Source organism: Bacillus sp. B1-b2 (assembly GCF_009183415.1).
GTDB lineage: Bacteria > Bacillota > Bacilli > Bacillales > Cytobacillaceae > Niallia.
Genome location: NZ_WEHU01000001.1, coordinates 221,553 through 237,712, shown reverse-complemented (window position 1 = coordinate 237,712; position 16,160 = coordinate 221,553). Strand labels below are relative to the sequence as shown.

Genomic DNA, 16,160 nt, shown 5'->3' with positions numbered 1-16,160 from the left:
CAGCATGTTTAGTAACAAGATATAGCGACTACAAAAAAAAGGAGCCATCTTTATGCAAAGGAAGTTAACCATTCGTATTGTAATCATGATTTGCCTTTTTATGCTAACTAACAATTCGCTTATAGTATATTCAGCACCATCCCATACTATTTTGCAAAAATATTATCAGCAGCAAAAGAACTTACAATATCCTTATCTTACTAACGCACCAAATAATAAAGCGCAGAACAAGATCAATCAAGCATTAAAGAAACATATCATACAATCAAACAAGGAGTATGAAGAATTAAAGAAGTTAGAGGAAAGCATAAAAAATGACCCTCATTGCAAAGAATCAAATCCAACTTGTGACTACGAATATCTCACTACTTACAAGGTTCTGTACGATGATAATAACCAATTGAGTATAATTTTTTATGATTACCGTTTTACAGGGGGAGCGCATGGAAGTACCCTAGTTACTACCTATAATTTTGATGTAAAAAGTGGAGAGCAATATACGCTAAATGACTTTATTAAACATGAGAAAAAATATGATGAAGTGACTAATTTCATAAAAGAATACGCCAAAAAACACCCTGAAATTTTTTACTCAGATATAGAGGATTGGAAAGATTTTACTGTTTCAAGCACTACAAATTTTTACTTAGCTAAGGATGGAATTTACTTGATTTTTCAACAATATGAAGTTGGTCCTTATGTTTCTGGTACACCCACAGTCTTTATTCCCAAATCTGTTTACCAATAAAAATAGAAAGGGTTCTTCCCCTTTCTATTTTTATTGATATTCAGTCAAATTGGTTCACAATGGTAAAAGCTTATTTTTGCTTTTCCGTTAATTGACGTTCTATTTCTTGTTTTAAACGCCCTTCTGGAGCAAAATCTTTTTCCCAGTTTGGTGGCTTAATAATTTTCCCATCTTCTTCTCTAAATCTAGGTTTACCATCTTCAAATAATTTCCCCATATTTGCTTCTTGGACAATTTTAAATAATGGCAAAGGCTCTACACCTGCAATTACGAAGCTACCTTGATTAAAATATTCTATATCTGTTAAAGCATCCATCTGAGCGACAAGGATATCTTCGACTGGTTTTTTCTCTGTAAGCATCTTATCTGCAGCTTTATCCATTCCTGCTAAGAAGCCTTTATATAACTCTTTGAACTTTTCTTCTTGCCCATTTGCAGTTGCATAAAGAAATTCAACAATCTCTTCTCCAGTCCATACTGCTCGGTTAACTGCCGTTTTTTCCTCAATCGCTTTAGGCTTTTCACTTACTTCATGCCCAAATGCTTCATGAAACTCTTTTACCATCAAATACGTATTGTTTTTGTTATCCATAGTAACTCCTCTTTTATGCTAAAAATCTAATAAAGCTTATTGTACCATTTGTATTGCCTATAACTCTACAATTTGTTTCATCTTCTTAAAAATCCAGCTTTCCTCCTTATCTTTTAATTCTTCGTATCGGCGTGTTAGCTCTTTTATATAACAACCTCAAACCTTAGGTAAACAAGATTCCCTTAGAATTATAAAACACAGATTTACTAGTATATAATAGCCTGTTATAATACTAGAGGAAAGAGGTGTTAGTCAATGGAGATATTTAGTATACAAGAATTAAATAGTGTAATACGTCATGTCGAAATGGAAGGACAAGGAGGGATTTTTACAGAGGAAACTGGTAAACTGCCAAAAGACTATCCGAATGAATTCCTTGGTCGTATTGTAAATTATATTTCTGACAACGAATTAATCCAAAAAATCCATAGGTTAACAGAGGATGAAGCACTGCACTTATTTGTTAAATCAGTATATGTAGTTCGTGTAAAAGAATTAACAAACTCAGATTATGTAGAAGATCCTTCTATTATTGAGAAAGTATTTTATGACTATTTAACAGAACCCTCGATGGCACAATAAGCTATCCTATATCATTTTTATACAAAAAAGACTAGGATGATCATCCCAGTCTTTTATTTATGATTTGCTATTATTAAATTTATTAGTATCATTCATTCGATAAATACTTCCATATATTACTTGAAAATCATTCTTCTTATAAAGATTCTCAAATTTCTTTTGTGCAATTAAATTACTTTTCCAGTTATTATTAATAACAATTTTTTCTCTAAACCCTTGAAAAATGGACATAATTTTCACACCTTTCTTAAGAGGATACCTTCTATATACCACCCATCATAAAAATCTAAACCTCTTTTTTATTTTTCACTTTTTGGACATAATGTTTAATTAAAAAGTATATAAAGGTTGTGCACCACACCTATATTGCTTAAAATAATGTATATCCATATTTAATGTAAAGGAAGATAATATTATGGTGAAATTCGGTTTGGGCTTAACTGTATTAGGATTTATTGCTATTATAAGTGGCGTACTTTATCCCATGCATGTGATTGAAAAAAATACGCTGCTGGTTTTACTTTTTGGTGGCGCAGGTGTTATGTTTATTGGTTCCATGATTAGAAATTTAGGAATCCTAAAAAAGCTCTCTTAATGCAGATAAAAGGAGACCTAACAAAAAGATTCATATGAATCTGCTTAGTGTACTCCTTTTTATTTTGGAGGAAATACCATGGAAATTAGACAATTACATTATTTCATAGAAGTAGTGAAACAAAAAAACATATCAAAAGCATCAGAAAAGCTACACATCTCTCAACCAGCTCTTAGTAAAGCCATTAAAAATTTGGAGGAAGAGTTGGGTATGCCTCTTATTATTCGTTCAAATAAAACCCACCAGCTAACAGATGCAGGGTTAGTGGTTTATGAATATGCACTTAAGATTATTAATCAAGTGGAAGAAATGTCTACCACTCTTCATGATATGACCAATTTAGCAAGAGGAAGTATTAATATAGGTTTACCACCTATCATTGGTAGCTTGTATTTCCCAAAGGTTATTGCTTCCTTTCATAAGGCTTACCCGAATATTCATATCAATATTAAGGAATATGGAGCAGCAAAAGTGGTTAAGAGTGTTGAAGATGGAGAGTTTGAAATAGGAGTTGCTGTTCTTCCCTTATTAGAGGATACTTTTCATACATTTCCTTTAGTTCAAGAAGAGCTAAAATTGATTGTACATGAATCCCATCCACTTGCGCAAAAAGAGAAAGTACATATGAAAGATTTAAAAGAGGAAGAATTTATTTTTTATAGTGAAGAATTTGCACTTTTTGAAATGATGCGTAAAAAATTTACACAAGTGGGCTTTGAACCAAATATTATCTTTAAAAGCTCTCAATGGGACTTTATGATTGAGATTGTTGCAGCTAATTTGGGGATATCTATCCTGCCAGAGTCTATCTGCAACAGAGCGAATAACAATCAAGTGCGTTTTATCCAATTAGAACCTCTTACGAATTGGGAATTAGCGATTATTACTAAAAAAGATTGCTATCTTTCGGTTGCTGGGAGACGGTTTATTGACTTTATTCTTAATGAAAAATAAGGGTCATATAGGTTGATTTATTCTTGCTATTTTAACTATAACTAAAAGTTATATTAATTATAATTACTATGTATTTTACGAATATATGCTAAATGCGTATGATAAACCATATAGAAAACTTATGAGCGTAATTTTTTACTATTAACATGCTCGGAAGGTGATTTTATTGAAATGGTTAATCATTGTTGGGCAAATATTATTTCTTCATCTTTTTTGGTTTATTGGAATAGGAATTAAAGAAATATTTCATGTTCCACTACCTTCCTCTATGATCGGTCTATTACTTTTATTTATTTTATTACTTTTACATGTCGTTAAATTAGAGTGGGTAGAAAAAGGTGCAGCATGGCTATTAGCAGAATTACTTTTATTCTTTATTCCTTCTGCAGTTGGAATTGTTAATTATGATGAAATTTTTAATTTAAAGGGAATTGAAACAATACTATTAATTATCATTAGTACTTTTATTGTTATGGGTGCAACTGGTTATATAGCAGAGTATATTTTTAACAGAAGTCGAAAGAGAAGCATGAATAAATGAAAATCATATTATTTTGTCTTCTAACCTATTTTTTATACAGACTAGCAAAAACTTGTTATAAGAGATGGACTTTTCCCTTGTTGCATCCCTTACTGTTAACACCCATACTTCTCATTCTCTTTATCCAGCTCATTCATATACCAGCTACTACTTATATGGATTCTGCAAAACCATTAACACATTTACTTGGTCCTGCAACTATTGCATTTGCTGTACCTATATATAAAAACTTAGCTGTTTTAAAAAAATATTTCTCTATTATTATCATAAGCGTTACTATTGGCTCTATTATTGCGGTTCTGTCTTCATATTTATTATCAGTACTTATTAAGTTGAATGAAGATTTTATTATCAGCATCCTACCTCGTTCCATTACTACGCCCATTGCAGTGGTTGTATCCGAAGAAATTGGCGGTTTACCAACGTTAACAACTATTTTTGTTATTATTACTGGTATAGTTGGAGGAATAATTGGACCATATGTAATAAAATGGTTTTCCTTAACCTCTCCTATATCTAAAGGCTTAGCATTGGGTATGGGAGCACATGGGGTAGGTACATCTAAAGCAATGGAATTTGGGGAACAAGAAGCCACCTTCTCGACACTTGCTATGATTATCGCGGCTTGGATTACGTTGATATGGGGTTCCTCCCTTATTCCTTTTATTGTACAATTCGGATAAGTATTTTCTATGACGTAGTAAAAAAGAGAAGTCTTCCTTTTAGAAGACTTCTCTTTTTTACTAAAATATTATTAAGCTATCTGCTTTACTTCGAATAGATACTGTTGTTGTTAACAACTTGTAGTTCTCTAGTTGTTAATACCATTTCACTTCCGCATATTGGGCACTTTGGTTTATCACCACTTTTGAAATTATCCCGAATCCAGCAGTTACACGTATCCGACTCACAATCCCAAACCTTCACCACTTCTTTAACTACTTCTTCATTGTTCTTTCTACCAAATCCCATTGCCAAAATGAAGCACCTCCAATAAGCTTGTGAAAAAAATAGAAAAACACTTGATCTAAGAGAAGAAAATTGAAGATCCCTAAACAAGTGCATACATAGATATAAATCTAAAATCAGACTCTATAAATTATTTTACCACAGAAATAAATATATGTCAAAAAATTCTATTATGCCATATTATCTAATAAGATGCAAATAGTTTTTCTTAAATTTAAACTGGTCTTTGAAAACAATTAGCTATTCCAAGATCTATATGATATTATTTTGAAGTAGCGCTTTATTTACATAGGATAATTTAGATATCTTGGAGGTTTACGCATTGAATATTACAGAATATACAGTTGAACAAATTAAGGATCCTACAGGAATTCTTCAAGGTGATCGTTTTGAGTTCTTCTTAACAATAGAATGGGACGAAGAGGATGAATTAGCTGCAGAAGAAAACCTACAGCTAAAAGTTCTATTTTATATAGATGAAAAAGAATCAAAAATTTTAGATTATCATTTCTATAATAGTTTAGATAATAAGTATTTAGATTTCGGATTAGAGGACGAAGAATTATTAGAACTAAATACTTTTTGCAACAAGCATTACATGGAGCAAGAAGTAGAAGAATAGAAAAAAAGTATCTGAAGTAGATTATTCTACTCAGATACTTTTTTTATACTTCAACCGTTTTTCCATCTTCTACTATATGATGCATAAGATGAGCTAAGTAATGAATAGGACCAAAATCCTCTTCCTCTTCTGATTCACTTTCTTCATACTGAAGATCATTTAAATGTAAAGCTACAAATTGATAGAAGTCTTTTAATTGAAAACTAAAACATGCTGAAGGATCTTCACTTTCCTCTTCATATTGAAGCACTAAGTAAGTTTCATTTCCCTCTTCATCTTCTGCATCAAAATAAATAAAGAAACCGATATTTGTATCCAGTTCAAAAAGTTGTCTTGTCCCACCGCTAGTAACACGATTAAAATCCTCTTCACTTAATTTCTGAACTGTCATTTGATCTATTCCATCTTCTGCATGAAATTGCACTTTAAATTCTTTCATGTTGGGCACCTCTTTCTAATCATTTTCTATTTTATATAATGAAATTACTTTTAGCAATGAACCTGCTTTATTCTCCCCCTATTTTTTAAGAGTGTATGTAAAAAAGAGTCCTTTGAAGGACTCTTTTTCTTTATAGTTTTGTTACATTAACAGCTTGAGGTCCTCTACTGCCATCTTCAATATCAAAACTAACTTCTTGGCCTTCGTCTAAAGTTTTAAATCCGTCTGTTTGAATAGCGGAAAAATGTACAAATACATCTTCTCCACCTTCTACTTCAATAAATCCAAAACCTTTTTCAGAATTAAACCATTTTACTTTACCTGATGCCATTTTACTCACTCCTAGATTTAAATAAACAAAGAATATCTTATAATGATACCCTTCATTTATTTAATATACCCAATTTTAATTTTTTTAAACAAATTAATGAAGGATATTTTTAGGCGATCGATGTGACTTTATTATTTACTTCTATTACTATTACTATTACCATTACCACTGCCGTTGCGGTTTCTAGTTCTTCTTTCTCCACCAGAATTATTTCGGCTTCTATCGAATCCGCGTTCTCCGCCTCTTTCTGAGCGACGTCTGCGAGCACCGCCACCGCCATTGCCACCACCGGAGCGATTATCTTTTTTTGGCTTTCTATTACGTAATGGTTCCACAGCAGTTAATTTAACTGGTGTAGCATCTGGTTCTTTTGTTAGAATTTTTAATGCAGCTGCAAGTAAAGTTACAGAATCTGTTTCTTCTAGTAAGCTTTCTGCAACACGTTTGTACTCACTGTATTCATTGTCTTGAATCGTTTTTGTTAATTTATTTATTGTAGCTTGTTGGTTTCCAGCTAAAACATCTGTTATAGAAGGAATCGCTTTTTTCTGCATAGCTTTCTTCGTTACATTTTCAATGATACGTAAGTGATCTACTTCTCTTGGAGAAACAAATGTTATAGCAAGACCTTTTTTCCCTGCACGACCAGTACGACCAATTCTGTGTACATAGCTTTCAGGATCTTGTGGAATGTCAAAGTTATAAACGTGAGAAACACCACTAATATCTAATCCACGTGCAGCAACATCTGTTGCTACCATAATATCTATTGTTTGTTCTTTAAAGCGACGAATTACTTGATCACGTTTACCTTGTGGAATATCACCATGAATACCTTCTGCAGAATATCCACGCTTAATTAACCCTTCAACCACTTCATCTACACGTTTTTTTGTTCTACCAAAAACGATCGCTAGCTCTGGAGATTGAATGTCAAGTAAGCTACATAATACATCAAATTTTTGACGTTCTTGAACTTCCATATAATGTTGCTCAATATTTGTAACAGTCATTTCTTTCGCTTTTACTTTTACTAAAGCAGGTTCTACCATGAATCTTTCAGCTAATGTTTGAATTCTTCTTGGCATTGTAGCTGAGAATAGTAAAGTTTGTCGAGAATCTGGAGTTTCACTTAAAATTCTTTCGATATCTTCGATGAATCCCATATTTAACATTTCATCTGCTTCATCTAAAACGATCATCTTAATATCTTGTAAACGAATTGTTTTACGTTCAATATGATCGATTAAACGACCAGGAGTTGCAGCGATAATTTCTGGTTTCTTCTTTAATCCGCGAATTTGGCGGTTAATATCTTGTCCACCATAAATTGGAAGAGTACGAATACCTTTTACAGCACCAATACGATTTAATTCTTCTGCTACTTGAACAGCTAATTCTCTAGTTGGAGCAAGCACTAATCCTTGAATAGCTTTGCCTACTTCGATTTTTTCTAATAAAGGAACACCAAACGCAGTAGTTTTTCCAGTACCTGTTTGTGCTTGTCCGATCATATCCTTACCAGAAAGGGCAATCGGAATTGCTTGTGCTTGAATTGGAGTTGGTTCTTCAAACCCCATGTTAGATAATGCGTTCTCTAAACTATTACTTAATTTAAAATCTGAAAAAGTTGTCAATACTTTTTCCTCCTTGTTTTTTACTCTGTTGATTGAACTTCCATTTATACGAGGTAATAATGTCATGGTATGAAATGTGTGTTTCTTTTATGGAATGTAATAACAACACCACTTAATGAGTACATAATTTCTGTCCATAAGTTTATACATAATCCATTCTTGTAAGATCAATCAAGAGTGTATGTGTTAGTTTTGCTATAATATATACTCTCCATTTTATTTCACTTTTTTTCATTATCCAAACATTAAGGTAAATAATAATTAGTGGAAAACCTGTAAACCATCTTTTCATTAGGATTACACACGGTTTTTTAAAAGGAAGAATATAAATAGTAGATTATGTTTAGCTTAAGGATAAGAGTTTATTCTAAAAAACAAACCCTCCCACCAAAAAAAAGGTGATGCGTATAGAAAGGCATCACCTTTTTCCTAAATAAAATTAAGCTTTAGAAACGTTAGAAGCTTGTGGTCCACGGTTACCTTCAACGATTTCGAAAGTTACTTCTTGACCTTCTTCTAAAGTTTTGAAACCTTCTGTTTGGATAGCAGAGAAGTGAACGAATACATCTTGCCCTTCAGAAGACTCGATGAAACCAAAACCTTTTTCTGCATTAAACCATTTAACTTTACCTGTGTTCATTGTAAAACCTCCAAAAATGTGTTACACACTAAGCACCTAATATAACTTTTAGGAAAGCGATTTACATCACTTAATTTAAAAAAATCGTAACTAACAAGCTGTAGGAATAAATCGACTACATGACTTGCAGCTACGACTCTCTAACCCTTAAACATATACCGAACTTAATTGCGTTACCCTTATATTAAACTGTAATCATGGATTTGTCAATCAAGATATGAAAAGTTTCTAAAATACTATTTATTTAGTTGCTCAGCAGAATCAACCGTATGCTTCAATAACATACTAATAGTAACCGGCCCAACCCCACCTGGAACTGGTGTAATTGCAGATGCTTTTTCCAAACAAGCCTCATAGTCAACATCCCCAATATTACCTTTGTTATATCCAGCATCTAATATGACAGCGCCTGGTTTAACCCAATCTCCTTGGATGAAATTCGGCTTTCCAACAGCTGCAATAATGAGATCAGCTTGTCTTACATGGTCTGCTAAGTTCTGTGTTCTAGAGTGACAAGTAGTCACAGTAGCGTCTTTATTTAAAAGCAATGCTGATACAGGTTTCCCCAATATAGGACTTCTGCCAACCACAACAGCATGCTTACCGCTAGCTTCTATTCCATAGTATTCCATTATTTTTAATATAGCAGCTGGTGTACAAGATGGGTATTTTCCAAATCCTAATGCAGTTTGTCCATATCCAAAGCTAGTTACACCATCCACATCCTTATCAATCGCAATTGCTTCAAATGCTTTTCTTTCATCAATGTGACTTGGAACTGGATGTTGAAGTAAAATTCCATGTACTTCTTGATCTTCATTTAAAGCGGAAATAGTTTCTAACAATTCCTCTGTTGTTGTTTCCTTACTTAAGTGAATTCTTCTCGACTCTATTCCTAGCTTCGCACAAGCATTCCCTTTCATTCTTACATATGTTTCTGAAGATGGATCATCTCCTACAAGGATAGTGGCTAAGCATGGAGTAATTCCATTTTCCTTTAAGCCTACAATTCTTTCCTTCAATTCATCCTTCACTGCTTTTGCAACAACATTTCCATCTAAAATCAATTTTTCTTCCATGTATATACCCCCTGGTAAGATGTTAAAGAAGAAATCTTCTTTCGCCCAGACGACCGGCTATACATATACACAGCTCCCATATGGTTAGATCCATTTATGTCGTCAGTTACTATGTATGGTAATACTCCACTTAATGATAACATAGGGATAAATCTATTTAACAGTATTATTTAAACGTAAATAGAAAAAGGCTTTATCTCATTATATAATAATGTGATAAAGCCACTTTTATCGTTATTTAACGATATACATATTGGTTTATATTCAAGGACTATACACTTATTTTCTGGTGTAACACCTAAAACAACGAAAGCCCTACCTCTCTTTCATCCTTACGGTTCCTAGACCGTGCCAGTTTGAATTTAGGGAGAATGCTGTAGAAAAAAGAAATACATTTCTGGGTATTAAAATTGGAAGGTTTTATCCGCGATATTCTGTGTTGGAATGATTTTTTTGAAGATTTATTAGGAGTGTGATTTCTGGCTGAAATGATAAGAATGCCATATTATACATTTTATTATAGTATTGTTCCGATTTAAACTATATCCTATTCATCATAAAATTCTACAAAATTCTGTGTACCTCAAATACATACAACTCATAATATCCTATATCTTACATCAAGTCAAACAAAAGAGGCTGTTACTATTTGGAAATTTTTCAGCCGCCCACATTTGGGGCGGCTAGTAAATAATATCATTAATTAACAGGTATTGTCGCTTTTTGAATCTCTTCTTCTAGTTGTGCTGTTAACATTTCCTTTCTTTCTTCACTCCACTCATAATAAGAGGCCATATAATTAATTACCTGTTCTTTAACTATTTGAAGTGTCTTCATGTCAAATAGAAGCATACCAGTTCTTCTTAACAAGACATCAGTTGGAGTTAATGCGAATTCATATTCTAATGCATAGTGTATTTTAGCCCAAAAATAGGGAATTAATCCTTCCATATTGTATTCTTCACTATTTTGTAATAATTCAAAAAGAATAGGTGCATTACTTCCGTACATTCTTGCTATCTTTTCTGCTTCCACTTTCGTTAAACCTACTTCCATGCCATGTGGTACGATAGACTCCACAAATTTAGTAAATCCTTTTTCGCCCCCTACATCACCACCTGATATTGGTAAATGCTTGGTTGCAGCTTCTTTAAAGGTTTTACCCGTTGTTTCGCTTAACCTTTTTGCCACTAGATTTACTACGGTTTCTGCCATTTTTCGATAACCTGTTAATTTCCCCCCAGCAATCGTAATTAATTTACTATCTGATTCCCAAATTTCATCTTTACGAGAGATTTCCGATGGATCCTTTCCGTCTTCTAAAATTAACGGTCTCACTCCTGCCCAACTTGATTCAATATTTTCTGTTGTTACCGTTACACTTGGAAACATAAATCTAATGGCCTTTAATAGATACTGTTGATCTTCTTTTGACATAGTTGGACTTACTGGATCATCACCATAAAAAGTATCGGTTGTTCCTACATAAGCTTTCCCATCTCTTGGAATAGCAAAAACCATCCTTTTATCAGGTGTATCAAAATAGATTGCTTGCTTTAACGGAAAAACTGATTGATCAATAACAATGTGAACACCCTTTGTTAATTGTAGAGATTTACCTTTCTTGCTTCCATCCTTCTCTCTTAAATTGTCTACCCAAGGACCAGTTGCATTTACGATCAACGACGCATAAATTGGATATGATTCATTTGTTACTATATTTTTCACCATTACACCATTTACAGTACCTGCCTGATCATAAAGAAATTTTTCTACTTTTGTGTAATTCAAAGCAACTGCACCTTTTTCAACAGCCTTTTTCATTACTTCAATAGTTAGACGGCTATCATCTGTACGATATTCTACATAATACCCGCCTCCCTTTAACCCTTCTTTCTTCACTAAAGGTTCTTTTTTTAATGTTTCTACTACTGAAAACATGGTTCTTCGTTCTGATTTCTTTACACCTGCAAGAAAGTCGTACACTCGAAGTCCTATACTTGTCGTGAATTTACCAAATGTCCCTCCAGTATGGAAAGGCAATAACATCCATTCAGGTGTTGTTACATGTGGCCCATTTTCATAAACAACCGCTCTTTCTTTTCCTACTTCTGCGACCATTTTCACTTCCAACTGTTTCAGATATCGCAATCCACCATGAACTAATTTTGTTGATCTACTAGAAGTACCTGCTGAATAATCCTGCATTTCTACTAGTGCTACATTCATTCCACGAGTTGCTGCATCTAGCGCTATTCCTGCACCAGTTATTCCTCCACCAATAACTAAAACATCATATACCTTTTCTTTAATAGCTCTTTCTGTTAGTTCTCTTGTATTTGGCTTTTTTTGCATGTTATTTCCCTCCTATTTGTTAAAAACAACGAAAAAGAGACCACAAAGTTACATTATCAAGTATGTTGACAATGCCTTGTGGTCTCTCCAATTCTCCAGACGATAAATATTAACTTGTTTTTATTATACCATCATTTTTAATATTTTGGTAGTATTTAAGATTATTACTTAAATGCCATGGTTGCTTTTACAGCCTTCTTCCATCCATTATATAATTCTTCTCTTTGATCTTCTTCCATTGCTGGTGTAAAAGCACGTTCTACGCTCCACTGCTCAGCAATTTCCTCTTGACTTTCCCAGAAACCTACTGCTAGACCCGCAAGATATGCAGCACCTAATGCTGTTGTTTCATTAATGACTGGTCTTTCAACTGGTACATCTAAAATATCTGATTGAAATTGCATTAAGAAATTATTTTTTACTGCTCCACCATCTGTTCTAAGTGTTTTTAATTGAATATTGGAATCGGCTTCCATTGCGGATAATACATCTCTTGTTTGGTAAGCAAGCGACTCTAATGTTGCTCGAACAAAATGTTCTTTTGTTGTTCCTCTAGTTACTCCAAACATAGCTCCTCTAACATCACTATCCCAATAAGGTGTGCCTAAACCGACAAATGCTGGCACTAAATAGACACCATCCGTTGAATCTACTCGAGATGCATACACTTCACTGTCTTTTGCATCTTTCAACATTCTTAATCCATCTCGAAGCCATTGTATAGCAGATCCTGCAACAAAAATACTTCCTTCTAGTGCATATTCAACTTTCCCATTTAATCCCCATGCAATTGTTGTTAATAGTCCATGATCTGATTTCACTGCATTTTCTCCAGTATTCATTAACATAAAACAGCCGGTTCCATACGTATTTTTAGCCATTCCTTGTTCAAAGCAAGCCTGACCAAATAGGGCTGCTTGTTGATCTCCAGCAACTCCTGCAATAGGAATGTTTTGACCAAAGAAGTGATAATCTACTGTATGACCATAAACTTCAGAGGAAGGCTTTACTTCTGGTAGCATGGACTTAGGTACAGTTAATATTTCAAGTAGTTCATCATCCCATTTCAAATCGTATATATTGAACATTAAAGTACGGGAAGCATTCGTATAATCTGTAACATGTACTTTTCCACCTGTCAATTTCCAAATCAACCAAGTATCAATAGTACCAAATAATAGATCTCCGTTTTCCGCTCTTTCTCTTGTTCCTTCTACATTGTCTAATATCCATTTTACTTTTGTTCCTGCGAAATAAGCATCAATTAAAAGACCTGTTTTGTCACGGAATAGCTGGTTCAGTCCTTGCTTCTTTAATTCCTCACAGATATCTCTTGTTTGTCTAGATTGCCAAACAATGGCATTATATACTGGAACTCCCGTGTTTTTATCCCAAACTACAGCTGTTTCCCTTTGATTGGTGATACCAATTCCTTCTATTTGAACTGGTTTAATATCTGATTCTGATAAAACAGTTGCAATGACAGAAAGAATAGAACCCCAAATTTCACTTGCATTATGCTCTACCCAACCTGGCTGTGGGAAAATTTGTGTAAATTCCTTTTGTGCTGTATGAACGATTTCTCCTTTTTTATTAAAGATAATCGCTCTTGAACTTGTTGTACCTTGATCTAATGATAAAATATATTTTTCCATGTATAAAACCTCCAAATTTAATCGTTATAGTTTATTCTTATAAATAATCTTTTTAAAAACAATGATTACCTTCGCAGGATAGTCCAGGAAGAATAGATTAAGCAGCTCTTCTTCTTACTGCCTTACTTTGATTTTTAGTCATAACAAATGATAATAATAGAATAATAGCATTTGCAAGTAAGATTATCCAAGTTCCTGATAACATGGTATCTTTAAAGAAGTATGTGTAAAAAATAGCTGCAAGTGAACCTCCCATTATTGGACCAAGAACTGGAATCCATGCATAACTCCAATTTGAGTTGCCTTTACCTGCAATAGGTAAGAGAAAATGAGCAATTCTCGGCCCTAAATCACGGGCTGGATTGATAGCATATCCAGTTGTTCCCCCTAGAGACATCCCAATAACAACAATTAACAAACCAACTGCTAATGGATTTAACCCATCTGTAAAGTTATTTGCTCCAATAAACATTAAACCAAGAACTAGCATGAATGTACCAATTAATTCACTAAGTATATTTCCGAATGTATGTGGAATAGCTGGCCCAGTGGCAAATACACCTAATTTTGCACCTGGATCATTTGTTGCTCCCCAATGTGGTAAGTAATGTAAGTATACGATGCAAGCGCCTAAAATTGCCCCAATCATTTGTGCTAATATATATTCTGTTACTTGATTCCAAGCAAAGTCCCCTGTTATAGCAAAAGCAATAGTAACTGCAGGATTTAAGTGAGCACCACTAAAGCTTCCTACTGCAAACACACCCATTGTTACAGCTAATCCCCAAGCCAATGTTACGACGATCCATCCGCCTCCATTAGAGAATGCTTTCTTTAAATTTCCTCCTGCAACAACTCCAGCCCCAAAGATAATCAAAATCATCGTTCCAATTAATTCACCCATAAATGCTGACATGCAACTTCCCCCTTTGTCAATTAGTTAAAAAAACGCATAAAAAAGGAGAGCACAACAGCATTCATCACATTACAAATATGTGATCACTGTGTGCATCTCCTTATCTTCGACACGTTTAATTAACTTGTAACGTTAGTGTAAACGCTTACCGCAACATTGTCAATTCTTTTTTCGTATTTTCACTATATTTATATTACTTTCCTTTTTGCCATAAAGTTTTTTTAGATGTTGTAATACTTACCGCTCCCGCTTGAATAGCATTTTCCACATCTTCCATACTACGGATTAACCCGCCAGCTAAAATAGGCACTTGCAGCTTTTCTTTTATTTCGCTAATCATCCATGGCATGGTACCAGGAAGAACTTCTATATAATCAGGTTGTGTTCGGTTAACAAGCTTAATACTTTTTTCAATTGCATGACTATCAAGTAAGAAAACTCTTTGAATGGCTATGACTCCCTTTTGTTTTGCTTTTTGAATAACCGACGTTTTCGTGGAAATAAGTCCATAAGGCTTAATCTCTTGACAAATAAATTCAGTAGCATGTTCATCGCTTTTTAATCCTTGAATCAAATCCACATGAAAAATCATTTTCTTTTTTGCATTTTTTGCTAGTATACTAATATTTTTCAGTTGTGAGATATGTATTTCTAAGAAGACACCAACTTCGTAATCACTATCTAAGAAAGCTTCAAACTCCTTCATATTTGATGAAGCAGGTATAATCGTTTGTTTCATTTGCATTTCCCCCGAATTCTATCTTTTTTTAGATTTATTATTCTATTTATTAGAAATCATTTATTCTTTTTTCCATGATAGAGAGGCTTAGGCTATATGTATTATTTATTGTTTCTCTCCTCGTAATATCTAAATGCTAGGATACAAAGGACCAAAAATGCGATTCCAATAGAATATCCTCCTACAACATCTGTTGGATAGTGAACGCCTAAATATATTCTACTTGTTCCAATTAATAGAATAAGTAGAATTAATCCTAAGAAAGACAGTATTTTCGCCCACGTACCCTGTAAGATATGCACCAAAAGATAAGCTAAACTACCATAAAAAAGTAAGGATCCCATGGAGTGTCCACTAGGAAAGCTATAACCTTTCTCCAGAATAACTGGAAGTATATCTGGTCGCTCTCTTTTGAAATACCATTTTAATGTCTTGTTCAATAATGCACCAAGTCCATTTGCTGTTATCATGAATACCATTAAAGCATATTTCTTTTTCCATAAAAGAAGAACAGAAACAAATAAAACAGCGTAAATTAAAAAAGCAACAGAAGCTAAATCCGTTAGTCTTAATACCCATCTAGTTATATCAACTGAGATAAAACTTTGCACGAAAGAAATAATGTGCTGATCGAAGACTAACAAATCTTTGCTTGTTACTTGCTTAGAAACTAAGTAAAAAATTCCTGTAAAGAAACCAATTATCGCCATCATTGTTAATGCATAGCGTATCGTTAGTTTTTTTTCTTTTCTATCCATCATCTATT

20 protein-coding genes and 1 riboswitch are annotated in these 16,160 nt (G+C 33.6%); of the genes, 7 read left to right on the top strand and 13 right to left on the bottom strand.

Annotated elements, in window-relative coordinates; genetic code table 11:
* Positions 1–52 precede the first annotated feature (52 nt).
* Positions 53–748, top strand: a complete 696-nt coding sequence (locus F9279_RS01220) for a DUF3298 and DUF4163 domain-containing protein (RefSeq protein WP_152110810.1) — start codon at positions 53–55, stop codon at positions 746–748.
* A gap of 70 nt (positions 749–818) precedes the next feature.
* Here the strand turns inward: F9279_RS01220 and F9279_RS01215 are convergent, their stop codons facing one another.
* Positions 819–1,340, bottom strand: coding sequence for an HAD family hydrolase (locus F9279_RS01215; protein ID WP_152110809.1), 522 nt, complete (start codon positions 1,338–1,340; stop codon positions 819–821).
* A 255-nt stretch (positions 1,341–1,595) separates the two neighbouring features.
* On the opposite strand from F9279_RS01215, the gene F9279_RS01210 reads away from it, so the two are divergent.
* Positions 1,596–1,922 (top strand): hypothetical protein, encoded by a 327-nt coding sequence (locus F9279_RS01210; RefSeq protein WP_152110808.1) that lies wholly within the window; start codon positions 1,596–1,598, stop codon positions 1,920–1,922.
* A gap of 57 nt (positions 1,923–1,979) precedes the next feature.
* On the opposite strand, the gene F9279_RS24810 is transcribed toward F9279_RS01210, so the two are convergent.
* Positions 1,980–2,153 (bottom strand): hypothetical protein, encoded by a 174-nt coding sequence (locus tag F9279_RS24810; protein WP_193224379.1) that lies wholly within the window; start codon positions 2,151–2,153, stop codon positions 1,980–1,982.
* Positions 2,154–2,337: 184 nt separating this feature from the next.
* On the opposite strand from F9279_RS24810, the gene F9279_RS01205 reads away from it, so the two are divergent.
* The 4 genes from F9279_RS01205 (at position 2,338) to F9279_RS01190 (ending at position 4,695) form a co-directional block, all read left to right on the top strand.
* Positions 2,338–2,517: a hypothetical protein gene (locus tag F9279_RS01205; RefSeq protein WP_152110807.1), complete on the top strand. Its 180-nt coding sequence runs from the start codon at positions 2,338–2,340 to the stop codon at positions 2,515–2,517.
* Between the two features lie 78 nt (positions 2,518–2,595).
* The gene (locus tag F9279_RS01200; protein WP_152110806.1) at positions 2,596–3,471 is read left to right on the top strand and encodes a LysR family transcriptional regulator; all 876 of its coding nucleotides are present in this window, start codon (positions 2,596–2,598) and stop codon (positions 3,469–3,471) included.
* Positions 3,472–3,628: 157 nt separating this feature from the next.
* The gene (locus F9279_RS01195) at positions 3,629–4,012 is read left to right on the top strand and encodes a CidA/LrgA family holin-like protein (protein ID WP_319020736.1); all 384 of its coding nucleotides are present in this window, start codon (positions 3,629–3,631) and stop codon (positions 4,010–4,012) included.
* Positions 4,009–4,695: an LrgB family protein gene (locus F9279_RS01190; protein WP_152110804.1), complete on the top strand. Its 687-nt coding sequence runs from the start codon at positions 4,009–4,011 to the stop codon at positions 4,693–4,695. Before F9279_RS01195 ends, F9279_RS01190 begins: the two co-directional genes overlap by 4 nt.
* An 85-nt stretch (positions 4,696–4,780) precedes the next feature.
* Here F9279_RS01190 and F9279_RS01185 read toward each other — a convergent pair whose 3' ends face one another.
* Complete coding sequence (locus tag F9279_RS01185) at positions 4,781–4,984, bottom strand: cold-inducible protein YdjO-related protein (RefSeq protein WP_193224403.1); 204 nt, start codon at positions 4,982–4,984, stop codon at positions 4,781–4,783.
* Positions 4,985–5,303: 319 nt separating this feature from the next.
* Between F9279_RS01185 and F9279_RS01180 the strand changes: the two genes are divergently transcribed.
* The gene (locus tag F9279_RS01180) at positions 5,304–5,603 is read left to right on the top strand and encodes a DUF6509 family protein (RefSeq protein WP_152110802.1); all 300 of its coding nucleotides are present in this window, start codon (positions 5,304–5,306) and stop codon (positions 5,601–5,603) included.
* A 43-nt stretch (positions 5,604–5,646) separates the two neighbouring features.
* Here F9279_RS01180 and F9279_RS01175 read toward each other — a convergent pair whose 3' ends face one another.
* From F9279_RS01175 to F9279_RS01130, 10 genes are all read right to left on the bottom strand, one after another.
* Positions 5,647–6,042, bottom strand: coding sequence for a cytosolic protein (locus F9279_RS01175; protein ID WP_152110801.1), 396 nt, complete (start codon positions 6,040–6,042; stop codon positions 5,647–5,649).
* A gap of 130 nt (positions 6,043–6,172) precedes the next feature.
* Positions 6,173–6,373, bottom strand: coding sequence for a cold-shock protein (locus F9279_RS01170; protein ID WP_152110800.1), 201 nt, complete (start codon positions 6,371–6,373; stop codon positions 6,173–6,175).
* 131 nt (positions 6,374–6,504) lie between these two features.
* Positions 6,505–8,010: a DEAD/DEAH box helicase gene (locus F9279_RS01165; RefSeq protein WP_152110799.1), complete on the bottom strand. Its 1,506-nt coding sequence runs from the start codon at positions 8,008–8,010 to the stop codon at positions 6,505–6,507.
* Positions 8,011–8,449: 439 nt separating this feature from the next.
* Positions 8,450–8,650 carry a cold-shock protein gene (locus tag F9279_RS01160; protein ID WP_152110798.1) on the bottom strand — a complete coding sequence of 67 codons (201 nt, stop codon included), beginning with the start codon at positions 8,648–8,650 and terminating at the stop codon, positions 8,450–8,452.
* Between the two features lie 236 nt (positions 8,651–8,886).
* Complete coding sequence (locus tag F9279_RS01155; protein ID WP_152110797.1) at positions 8,887–9,729, bottom strand: bifunctional 5,10-methylenetetrahydrofolate dehydrogenase/5,10-methenyltetrahydrofolate cyclohydrolase; 843 nt, start codon at positions 9,727–9,729, stop codon at positions 8,887–8,889.
* A 36-nt stretch (positions 9,730–9,765) separates the two neighbouring features.
* A riboswitch (ZMP/ZTP riboswitch) is annotated at positions 9,766–9,849 on the bottom strand.
* A 579-nt stretch (positions 9,850–10,428) separates the two neighbouring features.
* Entirely contained in the window at positions 10,429–12,084 is a 1,656-nt protein-coding gene (locus F9279_RS01150; protein ID WP_152110796.1) for a glycerol-3-phosphate dehydrogenase/oxidase, read from the bottom strand.
* Between the two features lie 164 nt (positions 12,085–12,248).
* Entirely contained in the window at positions 12,249–13,739 is a 1,491-nt protein-coding gene (gene glpK / locus F9279_RS01145) for a glycerol kinase GlpK (protein WP_152110795.1), read from the bottom strand.
* A gap of 97 nt (positions 13,740–13,836) precedes the next feature.
* Positions 13,837–14,655 (bottom strand): MIP/aquaporin family protein, encoded by an 819-nt coding sequence (locus tag F9279_RS01140; RefSeq protein WP_152110794.1) that lies wholly within the window; start codon positions 14,653–14,655, stop codon positions 13,837–13,839.
* A 193-nt stretch (positions 14,656–14,848) separates the two neighbouring features.
* Positions 14,849–15,400, bottom strand: coding sequence for a glycerol-3-phosphate responsive antiterminator (locus tag F9279_RS01135; protein WP_152110793.1), 552 nt, complete (start codon positions 15,398–15,400; stop codon positions 14,849–14,851).
* A gap of 95 nt (positions 15,401–15,495) precedes the next feature.
* Positions 15,496–16,152 carry a phosphatase PAP2 family protein gene (locus F9279_RS01130; RefSeq protein ID WP_152110967.1) on the bottom strand — a complete coding sequence of 219 codons (657 nt, stop codon included), beginning with the start codon at positions 16,150–16,152 and terminating at the stop codon, positions 15,496–15,498.
* Between the last annotated feature and the right edge of the window lie 8 nt (positions 16,153–16,160).

Excerpts from the sequence above, each read along its gene's own strand:
- F9279_RS01160 (WP_152110798.1), bottom strand. The coding sequence starts at position 8,650 with ATGAACACAGGTAAAGTTAAATGGTTTAATGCAGAAAAAGGTTTTGGT.
- F9279_RS01150 (WP_152110796.1), bottom strand. The coding sequence starts at position 12,084 with ATGCAAAAAAAGCCAAATACAAGAGAACTAACAGAAAGAGCTATTAAA.
- F9279_RS01130 (WP_152110967.1), bottom strand. The coding sequence starts at position 16,152 with ATGGATAGAAAAGAAAAAAAACTAACGATACGCTATGCATTAACAATG.
- F9279_RS01140 (WP_152110794.1), bottom strand. The coding sequence starts at position 14,655 with ATGTCAGCATTTATGGGTGAATTAATTGGAACGATGATTTTGATTATC.
- F9279_RS01175 (WP_152110801.1), bottom strand. The coding sequence starts at position 6,042 with ATGAAAGAATTTAAAGTGCAATTTCATGCAGAAGATGGAATAGATCAA.
- F9279_RS01155 (WP_152110797.1), bottom strand. The coding sequence starts at position 9,729 with ATGGAAGAAAAATTGATTTTAGATGGAAATGTTGTTGCAAAAGCAGTG.
- F9279_RS01135 (WP_152110793.1), bottom strand. The coding sequence starts at position 15,400 with ATGCAAATGAAACAAACGATTATACCTGCTTCATCAAATATGAAGGAG.
- F9279_RS24810 (WP_193224379.1), bottom strand. The coding sequence starts at position 2,153 with ATGTCCATTTTTCAAGGGTTTAGAGAAAAAATTGTTATTAATAATAAC.
- F9279_RS01210 (WP_152110808.1), top strand. The coding sequence starts at position 1,596 with ATGGAGATATTTAGTATACAAGAATTAAATAGTGTAATACGTCATGTC.
- glpK (WP_152110795.1), bottom strand. The coding sequence starts at position 13,739 with ATGGAAAAATATATTTTATCATTAGATCAAGGTACAACAAGTTCAAGA.
- F9279_RS01170 (WP_152110800.1), bottom strand. The coding sequence starts at position 6,373 with ATGGCATCAGGTAAAGTAAAATGGTTTAATTCTGAAAAAGGTTTTGGA.
- F9279_RS01205 (WP_152110807.1), top strand. The coding sequence starts at position 2,338 with ATGGTGAAATTCGGTTTGGGCTTAACTGTATTAGGATTTATTGCTATT.
- F9279_RS01215 (WP_152110809.1), bottom strand. The coding sequence starts at position 1,340 with ATGGATAACAAAAACAATACGTATTTGATGGTAAAAGAGTTTCATGAA.
- F9279_RS01185 (WP_193224403.1), bottom strand. The coding sequence starts at position 4,984 with ATGGGATTTGGTAGAAAGAACAATGAAGAAGTAGTTAAAGAAGTGGTG.
- F9279_RS01220 (WP_152110810.1), top strand. The coding sequence starts at position 53 with ATGCAAAGGAAGTTAACCATTCGTATTGTAATCATGATTTGCCTTTTT.
- F9279_RS01200 (WP_152110806.1), top strand. The coding sequence starts at position 2,596 with ATGGAAATTAGACAATTACATTATTTCATAGAAGTAGTGAAACAAAAA.
- F9279_RS01190 (WP_152110804.1), top strand. The coding sequence starts at position 4,009 with ATGAAAATCATATTATTTTGTCTTCTAACCTATTTTTTATACAGACTA.